The following is a 7,848-nucleotide window of genomic DNA, read 5'->3' as shown; positions in this document are numbered from 1 at the left end:
GTAAATGAGCATTTTGAGCCTGTTTTTAACGCAGCGATGGCAACGCAGGTAGTTTTTAGAGGTACCCCATAGCGGTTCCTGTCCTACAGATGGAGTTAGCAGACCATGAGTGTGGAAACTCAAAAAGAAACCCTGGGCTTCCAGACCGAGGTGAAGCAACTGCTTCACCTGATGATCCATTCCCTGTACTCGAACAAGGAAATCTTCCTGCGCGAGTTGATCTCCAACGCGTCAGACGCCGCTGACAAGCTGCGTTTCGAAGCGCTGGCCAAGCCGGAGCTGCTCGAAGGTGGCGCCGAACTGAAGATCCGCCTGTCGTTCGACAAGGATGCCAAGACCGTCACCCTCGAAGATAACGGCATCGGTATGAGCCGCGAGGAAGTCATCGCGCACCTGGGCACCATCGCCAAGTCCGGCACTGCCGACTTCCTGAAAAATCTCTCCGGTGACCAGAAGAAGGATTCGCACCTGATCGGCCAGTTCGGTGTGGGCTTCTATTCTGCCTTCATCGTCGCCGACGAGGTCGAGGTGTTCAGCCGCCGTGCCGGTAGCCCGGCCAGCGAAGGCGTACATTGGTCATCCAAAGGTGAAGGCGAGTTCGAAGTCGCCACCGTTGAGAAAGCCGAGCGTGGTACCCGCATCGTTCTGCATCTGAAGAGCGGTGAAGAGGAGTTCGCCGATGGCTGGCGCCTGCGCAATATCGTCAAGAAGTACTCCGACCATATCGCCCTGCCCATCGAAATGCCGAAAGAGCACTATGGCGAAGAAAAGGACAAGCCTGCCGAAGTCGAGTGGGAAACCGTCAACCGCGCCAGCGCCCTGTGGACCCGCCCGCGTACCGAAATCAAGGACGAGGAATATCAGGAGTTCTACAAGCACGTTGGCCATGACTTCGAGAACCCGCTGACCTGGAGCCACAACAAGGTCGAAGGCAAGCTGGAGTACACCTCGCTGCTCTACGTGCCGGGCCGTGCACCGTTCGACCTGTATCACCGCGAAGCACCCAAGGGCCTCAAGCTCTACGTGCAGCGCGTGTTCATCATGGATCAGGCCGATCAATTCCTGCCGCTGTACCTGCGTTTCATCAAGGGAGTGGTCGATTCCAATGACCTGTCGCTGAACGTTTCCCGCGAAATCCTGCAGTCCGGCCCGATCATCGATTCGATGAAGTCGGCGCTGACCAAGCGCGTACTGGACATGCTGGAGAATCTGGCCAAGGACAAGCCGGACGACTACAAGGTGTTCTGGAAGGCCTTCGGTCAAGTGCTCAAGGAGGGCCCGGCGGAAGACTTCGCCAACAAGGAGAAGATCGCCGGTTTGCTGCGTTTCGCCTCCACCGCTGGCGAGGGCGACGAGCAGTCGGTTTCGCTGGCTGACTACCTGGGCCGGGTCAAGGACGGTCAGGACAAGATCTACTACCTCACCGGCGAATCCTACGCGCAGATCAAGAACAGCCCGCACCTGGAAGTCTTCCGCAAGAAGGGCATTGAAGTGCTGCTGCTCACCGACCGCATCGACGAGTGGCTGATGAGCTACCTGACCGAGTTCGACGGCAAGCAATTCGTCGACGTGGCCCGTGGTGACCTGGATCTGGGCAAGCTGGACTCGGCAGAGGACAAGAAGGCCCAGGAGGAAGTGGCTAAGGCCAAGGAAGGACTGATCGAGCGTCTCAAGGGCGCGCTGGGCGAACAGGTCAAGGAGGTGCGTGTGTCGCATCGTCTGACCGACTCGCCGGCGATCCTCGCCATTGGCGAACAGGACCTGGGCCTGCAGATGCGCCAGATTCTCGAGGCCAGCGGGCAGAAGGTGCCTGAGTCCAAGCCGATTTTCGAGTTCAACCCGGCGCACCCGCTGATCGAGCGCCTGGATGCCGAGCCGGACGAGGACCGTTTCACTGATCTGTCGCACATTCTCTTCGACCAGGCCGCTTTGGCCGCAGGCGACAGCCTGAAGGATCCGGCCGCTTACGTGCAGCGCCTGAACAAGCTGCTGGTGGAGCTCTCCGCCTGATCTATCTGGCAATAGGACAAGCCCGCTTCGGCGGGCTTTTCTATGGGTGTGATTGATCGGGTTTAATTGACAAGTGTGACCCCGTCGTTTCAGATGCTGGCAATTGGCTGGCTTTCTGCCGGTGCCTTGGGGTTGCATGTCGATTCTCGAGTTGTTCTTCATCATGGGCGCGGATCCTAGTGTTCTCGTGCTCAGCCGCTACGATCCCGAATTGGTGCTGTTGTCACTGGCCATTGCCGTGTTCACCGCTGGCATGGCGTTGCAACTGGCTGGTGAGGCGCGCGACAGTTCCCACCCCGTCGCCCGGCAAATCACCATCTTTACCGGTTCCCTCGCGCTCGGCGGTGGCATCTGGGCCATGCACTTTCTCGGCATGCTCGCTTTCGAGCTGTGTGCGGCGGTGCGTTTCGACCTGGGTATCACGCTGCTGTCCATGCTGCCGAGCCTGGCAGCCTCCTGGGTCGCCCTGAATCTGTTGGCGCGACGTGATCTGAGCCTGCTGCAACTCTGCGTCGGCGGTGTGCTGGTTGGTGCTGGTATTGGTGCCATGCACTACAGCGGCATGGCGGCGATGCAGATGGCGCCGCTGCTGCGTTATGACCCCTGGATGTTCGCGCTGTCGATAGTCGTGGCCGTCGCCCTGGCTATCGTTGCGCTGTGGGTGCGCTTCGGTCTGGAGGGACGCCTGCCGACGTACTGGTCGTTGCTGATCAGCGCGCTGGTCATGGGCCTGGCAATCAGCAGTATGCATTACACCAGCATGGCGGCGGCACGTTTCGTCGGTACGCCGGAGTCGGTAGCGCCAATGGGGGTGGTCGACAGTGGCTATATCGCTATCGCCATCACACTGCTGACCGTAGCTCTTACGGTATTCGTGGTATCGGTCAACACGCTGCTGCGCTACCGCCGCATGAGCCTCCAGCTCAAGGCCAGCGAACAGCATCTGCGCTCGATCTTCGATACCGCGCTGGATGCCATCGTCACCGTTGATCACACCGGCACTGTGCGCTCGGCCAATCGTGCGGTTTCGCGCCTATTCGGCTGGTCACCGCACGAGCTGGTGGGCATGCACATGCGCTCGCTGATGCCTGCCAGCCATGTCGAACAGGTGGAGGCACTGCTGGAGAGCTACCTCAGAACCGGACGCCTGACGATGCCGGCGGGCGAGCAGGAGCTGGTGTGCCTGACTCGAGAGGGTGAAGAAAAACCTGTGCGCATCAGCGTTGGCGTTACCCATTCAGGCAGCCGGCCGCTGTTTGTGGTATTCGTCGCCGACATCAGCGAAAGACAGGCCATGGAGAGAGCCCTGCGTGACAGCGAGCAGCAGTACCGCTCGTTGATCAGCAACATTCCTGGTGTGTCGTTTCGCTGCATGCTGGACCGGGACTGGACCATGATATTTATCAGCGATGCGGTGCAGACCCTCACGGGGTGGAGCGCGGACGACTTCATCAGTCGCCGCTGTTCGATTGCCGATATGTATCACCCGGACGACTATCAGCGGGTCGTTGACGAGGTCGTTCAGGCCATTGAGCAAGGGTGCAACTATACCGTCGAATATCGTCTCTTTGATCGTAGCGGAACCGAGCACTGGATCTGGGAAAGTGGTAGCGCAGTTTGCGACGAGAACGGTGTGCCGCGCTGGATCGATGGCGTATTGCTCGACCAGACCGAAACCAAGCGGCGCAATGCCGAATACGAAGGCAAGGTCACCGCGATCAGCAAGGCGATGGCACTGATCGAGTTCGGCCTCGACGGCAATATCCTCGACATCAACGACAATGCACTGGCGTTGTTTGGTTATGACAAGGAGGAGGTGATAGGGCGCCACCACGGCATGTTCTGCGATCCTGAACTGGTGGCAAGCGATGCTTATCGCCAGGGTTGGGTGGATCTGCGTGCAGGTCATTTTCGTGCAGGTGAATACCAGCGCTTTGGTAAGGGCGGGCGGGAAGTCTGGATTCAGGCCAGCTACAACCCGATCCTCGATACCGACGGTAAACCGTTCAAGGTCGTCAAGTTGGCGACCGACCTGACCCCGCGCCGCGTCATGGAACAGGATCTGCGGGCTGCCCGTGATCGCGCCGAGGCCGCCGCTGCCGCGCGCAGCAGCTTCCTGGCCAACATGAGCCATGAAATTCGTACGCCGATGAATGCCATCATCGGTTTTACCGACCTGCTGCTGGAAACGCCGCTTTCCAGTGAGCAACGTCGCCATCTGAGTACCGTGCAGCATTCGTCGCGTTCGTTGCTGGGCTTGCTCAATGACATCCTCGACACGGCCAAGCTCGACCGTGGTGCCATCGAACTGGAACAACTGGATTTCTCCCTGCGTGAGCTGTGCGAGCAGGTACTCGCGGCGCAGCGCCTGACGGCCGAAAGCAAAGGCCTGCAGCTGCATCTGGATTACCCGGCAACGACCAACGAGTTCTTCTGTGGTGACCCACTGCGTTTGCAACAGGTCCTGACCAACCTGCTCGGTAATGCGGTCAAGTTCACCCTGCACGGCGAGGTTCGCCTGAAGGTGACGGGTGAGCCGGGCGCGATGCGCCTGGCGGTGAAGGACACCGGCATCGGTATCGCAGCCGACCGCCTGGAGAAGATCTTCGAGCCTTTCGCTCAGGCTGATGCTTCGATGAGCCGGCGCTTTGGCGGTACCGGCCTCGGCACTACCATCTCCCGGCAGTTGGTCGAGTTGATGGGGGGGCGTTTGCGGGTCGAAAGTACCGAAGGGCAGGGCAGCTGCTTCAGCGTCGAGTTGCCGCTGCGTGCCGGCAAGCGTCTGGCCTCGCAGCAACGTGCCGTGCTGCCTGAGCTGGGGCAGTTGAACATTCTTGCGGCCGATGACGTGCCGCAGAACCTCGAACTGTTGCAACTGACCCTGGAGCATTTCGGCCATCGCGTTCACTGCGTCGCCGATGGTGAAGGCGCACTGCAGGCGTTCACCCAGCAGCGCTTCGATCTGATCCTGATGGATGTGCAAATGCCGGGTGTCGACGGTCTGGAAGCGTCGCGGCGGATCCGCCAACTGGAAGCCGCCGAGGCGCGAGAGCCGATTCCGATCATTGCTCTGACCGCCAGCGTGCTTGATCAGGATCGTCAGGCCGCCCTGGATTCTGGGATGAACGGTTTCGCCTCGAAGCCATTGGATGTCAACGCGCTGCTCTGGGAAATCGCCCGCCTGCTTGGCCTGACCGATGTGCCCAGCGCAGTGGTCAGTGCCACCCGGGTTGCCGACGATGGCCTGTTCGACTGGGTCCGTGGCAGCAGCCTGTGGGGCGGGCCGCTGCGTATGGCGCAGGCGATCAATACCTTCATTGGCGAACAGCATGCTCTGGCGGCGCGCCTCAGTCACCTGCTGACGGCGCGCGACTGGCGCGAAGGCGAGGCGCTCGCGCACCGTTTGCACGGCGCCGCCGGCAACCTGGCCATGAGCAGCCTTGCCAGCCTTGGACAGTCGATCGAACGGGCCTTTCAGAGGCGAGACGAGCAGGCGTTACCCGCACTGATCGTGGAACTCGAGCAGGCTCTGCTGACGGTCAAGGACGTGGTGCCGCAGGTGCCGGAAGTCGTATCTTCGGCTGAAAGCGCGGCCGTCGACTTGCCCTCGCTGCGTGAACAGGCAATTCAGCTGCGACAGGCGCTACAGCGGGGCGGCCTGGACGATGAAACCCTTGCTGTCATGGAGCAGGCCGCCAGGGGCACAGCCTATGGCGCCGCGCTGAGCGATATGCGTCAGGCGCTGGAAGATTTCGATTTCGATCAGGCTCTGCTGGTGCTCGATCAACTGTTGCTGCGACTGCAAGACGAGGAAACGACCCCATCATGACCCTGGCTGCCGATACTCGTCCGCTGTTGCTGCTGGTCGATGACGAACCCACCAACCTGCAGGTGCTGCGCCATATCCTGCAAGAGGACTATCGCCTGCTGTTCGCCAAGGAGGGTTCGCGCGCGCTGGAAATGGCCGAACGTGAACGGCCTGACCTGATCCTGCTCGATGTGATGATGCCGGGTATGACCGGTTACGAGGTCTGCGAGCGGCTCAAGGCCAACCCTCTGCTAAAGACGATTCCGGTGATCTTCGTTACCGCTCTGGGCGATGTCGAGGATGAGGCACACGGCTTCGAAGTTGGTGCGGTGGACTACATCACCAAGCCGGTGAGCCCGCCGATCGTGCGTGCACGTGTGCGTACCCACCTGTCACTGGTGCGGGTCGATGAGCTGAAACAGACTCGCTTGCAGATCGTCCAGCGCCTGGGCATGGCGGCTGAATACAAGGACAACGAGACCGGCCTGCACGTTATCCGCATGAGCCATTTCTCCAAGGTGCTGGCCTTGGCCGCCGGCTTCAGCGAGAGCGCTGCCGAGGAATTGCTCAATGCGGCACCCATGCATGATGTCGGCAAGATTGGCATACCCGATGCCGTGCTACGCAAGCCGGGCAAGCTCGACGAGCAGGAGTGGCAGGTGATGCGCCAGCACGTGGAGATCGGAGCAAAAATCATCGGCGAGCACAGTTCGGGGCTGCTGCGCACAGCGCAACGGATCGCGCTGTCGCACCATGAGAAGTGGGATGGCAGCGGCTACCCCAATGGCCTAAGTGGCGAAGACATTCCTCTCGAGGGCCGCATCGTCGCCATCGCCGATGTGTTCGATGCGCTGACCAGCGTGCGCCCTTACAAGCAGGCCTGGCCCGTGGACGATGCAGTCGGTTTCCTGCGAGAACAGAGTGGGCGCCACTTCGATCCGCGTCTGGTCGAGCTGTTCATCGCTTGTTTGCCCGAGATTCTGCAGATCAAGGAACGCTGGGCCGAACAACCTGCCGCTTGAGATCTCCTGTCTAAAACCCGCCTCCTCTCGACTTAGTCATTGTCGAAGGTGAGGCTATTGTTAGGGGCTACCATTGCCAAGGGCAGGCCTCACCATGCAGAAGAAGACACTGATTCCCCTGTTGTGCGCCGCATTCGCCGGTCTTGCCAATGCGGCGGTCGTGACCAAGACAGTTGCGTACGAAATCGATGGCGAAGCGTTCGAAGGCGTGCTGGTTTACGACGATTCGGTCACCACGCCGCGCCCTGGGCTGCTCGCCGTTCCCAATTGGATGGGGGTGAATGAAGACACCGTGGCCAAGGCCGCCCGTGCGGCAGGCGACAAATACGTGGTGTTCGTCGCCGACATGTACGGTAAATCCATTCGTCCCAGCAATGCCGAAGAAGCAGGGGCTGCGGCCACTGCCGTGCGAGCAGATCGCCCGCTGATGCGCAAGCGGGCGCAGGCTGCAGTCGAGGTGCTCAAGGCGCAGAACGGCGAGGTGGCACTGGATCTGAGCAAGCTGGGTGCCATCGGCTTCTGCTTCGGTGGTGGCACGGTGCTGGAACTCGCGCGCTCTGGGGCGCAGTTGAAAGGCTTCGTCTCCTTCCACGGTAACCTGGATACACCCAACCCGGCCGATGCCAAGAACATCAAGGCGCCGGTATTGGTACTGCATGGGGCTGATGATCCCGCCGTACCGCAGGCGCAGGTCGACGGCTTCATCGCCGAGATGAAGGCGGCCAAGACTGATTGGCAATTGGTGAGCTACGGCGGCGCCGTGCACTCGTTCACCAACCCCAAGGCCAACGTGCCGGGTCGCAACGAATACCATCCGGTGGTCGCCGCGTAACCGCTCCATAAACCCCGTCCTGGCGGACGGTTTTTTCAGGAAGCAGAGGCAGAAGCTGGCGAGCAGTTCCACGGCAGCAGCGCTTCGTAATCCTCGACGCGGCTCGCCGCTGACAGGCGTTCAAGGATGTGGCGCAACCAGGCGTAAGGCTCTTGCCCGTTGGCTTTGGCAGTTTC

5 protein-coding genes are annotated in these 7,848 nt (G+C 60.7%); 4 read left to right on the top strand and 1 reads right to left on the bottom strand.

The annotated features are described in order from the left end of the window. Positions 1–105 precede the first annotated feature (105 nt). From htpG to DBO86_RS03220, 4 genes are all read left to right on the top strand, one after another. Complete coding sequence (htpG, locus tag DBO86_RS03235) at positions 106–2,010, top strand: molecular chaperone HtpG (protein WP_003460566.1); 1,905 nt, start codon at positions 106–108, stop codon at positions 2,008–2,010. 136 nt (positions 2,011–2,146) lie between these two features. Continuing rightward, on the top strand, positions 2,147–5,839 hold the full coding sequence (locus tag DBO86_RS03230) for a PAS domain S-box protein (protein ID WP_108232966.1): 3,693 nt from the start codon (positions 2,147–2,149) through the stop codon (positions 5,837–5,839). After that, complete coding sequence (locus DBO86_RS03225) at positions 5,836–6,840, top strand: response regulator (RefSeq protein WP_108232965.1); 1,005 nt, start codon at positions 5,836–5,838, stop codon at positions 6,838–6,840. Before DBO86_RS03230 ends, DBO86_RS03225 begins: the two co-directional genes overlap by 4 nt. Before the next feature lie 94 nt (positions 6,841–6,934). After that, positions 6,935–7,672: a dienelactone hydrolase family protein gene (locus tag DBO86_RS03220; RefSeq protein ID WP_108232964.1), complete on the top strand. Its 738-nt coding sequence runs from the start codon at positions 6,935–6,937 to the stop codon at positions 7,670–7,672. 35 nt (positions 7,673–7,707) lie between these two features. On the opposite strand, the gene DBO86_RS03215 is transcribed toward DBO86_RS03220, so the two are convergent. Continuing rightward, positions 7,708–7,848, bottom strand: a 141-nt coding sequence (locus tag DBO86_RS03215) for a transposase domain-containing protein (RefSeq protein ID WP_146173178.1), incomplete at its 5' end; no start/stop codon positions are given.

The organism is Ectopseudomonas oleovorans (assembly GCF_003052605.1).
GTDB lineage: Bacteria > Pseudomonadota > Gammaproteobacteria > Pseudomonadales > Pseudomonadaceae > Aquipseudomonas > Aquipseudomonas oleovorans_A.
This window is presented reverse-complemented; position numbering and strand designations above follow the sequence as displayed.

Coding starts and splice junctions, on each gene's coding strand:
- htpG (WP_003460566.1), top strand. CDS start 106: ATGAGTGTGGAAACTCAAAAAGAAACCCTGGGCTTCCAGACCGAGGTG.
- DBO86_RS03230 (WP_108232966.1), top strand. CDS start 2,147: ATGTCGATTCTCGAGTTGTTCTTCATCATGGGCGCGGATCCTAGTGTT.
- DBO86_RS03225 (WP_108232965.1), top strand. CDS start 5,836: ATGACCCTGGCTGCCGATACTCGTCCGCTGTTGCTGCTGGTCGATGAC.
- DBO86_RS03220 (WP_108232964.1), top strand. CDS start 6,935: ATGCAGAAGAAGACACTGATTCCCCTGTTGTGCGCCGCATTCGCCGGT.